Source organism: Methanophagales archaeon, assembly GCA_021159465.1.
Taxonomy (GTDB): Archaea; Halobacteriota; Syntropharchaeia; order Alkanophagales; family Methanospirareceae; genus G60ANME1.
Window position 1 is genome coordinate 1 of the sequence record JAGGRR010000158.1, and the last position, 2,644, is coordinate 2,644.

The 2,644-nt window shown below is 43.0% G+C and carries 3 protein-coding genes; 2 read left to right on the top strand and 1 reads right to left on the bottom strand.

Translation table 11 applies throughout. From position 1 onward, the window contains the following. Positions 1-118: 118 nt before the first annotated feature. Positions 119-730, bottom strand: coding sequence for a hypothetical protein (locus tag J7J01_07045; protein ID MCD6210628.1), 612 nt, complete (start codon positions 728-730; stop codon positions 119-121). Between the two features lie 231 nt (positions 731-961). On the opposite strand from J7J01_07045, the gene J7J01_07050 reads away from it, so the two are divergent. Together J7J01_07050 and J7J01_07055 are read left to right on the top strand one after the other, a co-directional pair. Continuing rightward, positions 962-1,951 (top strand): radical SAM protein, encoded by a 990-nt coding sequence (locus J7J01_07050; protein ID MCD6210629.1) that lies wholly within the window; start codon positions 962-964, stop codon positions 1,949-1,951. 191 nt (positions 1,952-2,142) lie between these two features. Then, the coding region (locus J7J01_07055) for a hypothetical protein (GenBank protein MCD6210630.1) at positions 2,143-2,644 on the top strand (502 nt) is incomplete at its 3' end.

The following is a 2,644-nucleotide window of genomic DNA, read 5'->3' on the forward strand; positions in this document are numbered from 1 at the left end:
ATGTGTTCATTGTTCCCTGAGGTTCTACCTATGGGTTAACTTGCGGAGTTACGGTTTAAAAATATACTCTTTCAATTTCAATTTAATCTTTAATCTTTAATCTTTAATCTTTCATCTTTCACTTATAGCTCAACATATTGGAGACCGCATCCTCAATCGTTGACACCTCTGAGACGTTCATCTTACCATTCATATATTCACCGAGGTCTATCTCCTCTGGTACGTAATAGACACGGGAGAATGTGAATCCAAACAGGTGATACTCTTTTGTCTTCCGTTCGTAATAGGTCAGCTTCTTCTGCCCCTCGGGCACCAGAAAAAGACTCATACCAGTCTTCTCCGCTGCAATCGCCTTCTCGAAGACCGCAGCCACATGCCCTATATGTCCATCTTCCTCTATACTCCCGGTGATAGCTACATCCTGCTTCACCTCCGCACCCTCCAGTGCTGCAATCGCCGCTGCAGCGATGGCGGCACCAGCAGAAGGTCCTCCAATCAAAGTCCCGTTTATATCAAAGTATATAATGACATCATTGTTTGAGAGGTTCATTTTGGTGTAGTCCTCAGCCACTTCTACCGCCTCGCGCACTGATTGCTGCGTTGTTGGCTCGACAAATGGGTTTGTATTGATCAGTACGTTGCCACTCCCTTCCTTTATCTCCACATACACCTTCCCTATCACACCAGAATGGTTATCACTTCTGACAGCAACGATATTGGCACTGCTCATACCTTCAGAGTGTGGGACTCTGGTGAACCCTCTTTCATGTGTGAGTCGCGTTATGAGACTATGCTGCTCTTCGATTATCCGTTGCTGTTGATGATAAACATGAATGAAGAGGCTGCAGGAGATGATTAAAAGGATGGATAACAGTCCAATTAAGGTATTTTTCTGCACCATATACTTTTACTTTTTATATACATTACAATAATATCTTATAATTGGAGAGGGTGGATAGAGATGAGCAAAAGAGGTATCCAGTATTTCACGCTCTCGGAGATAGAGCCCCGTATATGGTTCATGTTAACGGGCTGCAACTTCCGCTGTCGGGGCTGCTTTAGACCTGCGAGAGATGGTGGCGGTACTTTGCTGAGTCCCGAAGAGGCACTGGAGCGTGCTGAGCTTGCATGCCTGAAGTATTATGGCAAGCTTCCAGCCAAAGCGATGATCACAGGTGGTGAACCAACCCTCGACCGTGATTTCCTCATTGCTCTCGTATCAGGCTTGCGAGCTAAGGGCTTTAATGAGATTGTCCTGATGTCCAATGGTTATGAACTCGGACGAGAAGGCAATGGCAGTTATGCCGCTGAGCTTGTTGATTCTGGCTTAACCGAAGCGCATATAGACATCAAAGCGTTCTCTGAAGATGTCCACAGGTGGTACACGGGGCGCTCAAATAAACCGGTTTTGAGATGCGTGGAGCTATTACATGATACAGGGATAGAGCTTCTTGTTCAGACCGTTTACATACCCGGTATAGTGGAAGCGAGTGAGATAGAGCAGATAGCAGAGTTCTTATCATCAATAGATAGGGGAATAAAATACAGAATAAATCCCTTCGCTCCTACATTCGCTTATGAACGCGTGAGCCGGCGCCCAACACTAGAAGAGATGGAAAATGCTTACAGGCTTGCATCTCAGTACCTTGAGAATGTGATTATAAGCAGGAGTTGTTATCGAGAATTCCCTACTCCACCATCCCAGGAGACATGGATAACTGTATATCCTGATCCTGACCTCACAATCAAACGGAGAACAATGAGAGACCAGGAAGAGGACAGGATTTCTTGGATTTCGCAATCAAAGGGTATAACAAGAGAGGAGGTACTTCAGGCGCTGGAACGAGTACGGGATGAGCCATCATACCGGAGTGAGCTGGAGCAGATGATAGCCATGTATGGGCATGGCGGTACAGGTACAAGTACAAGCACAAAGCGGAAGGCTCTTTAGTTATTGTTATAACCCCCTCCCCAAAGCACCTACAATCCCACTTATAGAAACCACCCAATTTTGAATTTAAGTTATGTTATTTATGGAAACATTAATGGAGGACATAGAAACAATCTATTTCAAAAATGAAGCGTTAAAAAGCGAAAAATTTAAATATAACCTCGTATATTGCTATTAAATGAGGAAGTAACATGAAATCACCATTAATACCGGATTCGGAGAATCCAAAATGGATTATAGCAAAAATCATACTTGAAGCTATTGGTTCTGGAAGAGCAAAGAAAACCGCAAGCAGGCTGAAAATACCCGATGTAGAGCGGTTTATAGACATAATGAGAATCACTATGGTTGCAGATCTCTTTGAAAGGAGCTATTCCGATTTTATATCGGAATTAAAAGATAACGAGAAGCTGAAAACATTTATGGGTGTAAGAAAAATACCTGATTTGGAATATCTCTATAAATTACATTCCAAATTAGACATAAATGCCATATCAACGTTTTTCAGAGGAATATTCAAAGTATCTAAGAGAAGAAGGCAAAAGGGAAGGAGATACATTCTTATAGACGCAACACCGATCAAAATCGACCTGAATACATGGAGAAACAGGAGAAGGATCGGAAAAGATAGGAAACCGTACAAATGGTCTTATTACCCCTCTGAAGGGTATTATGTTGGTTTTAAGCTGATCG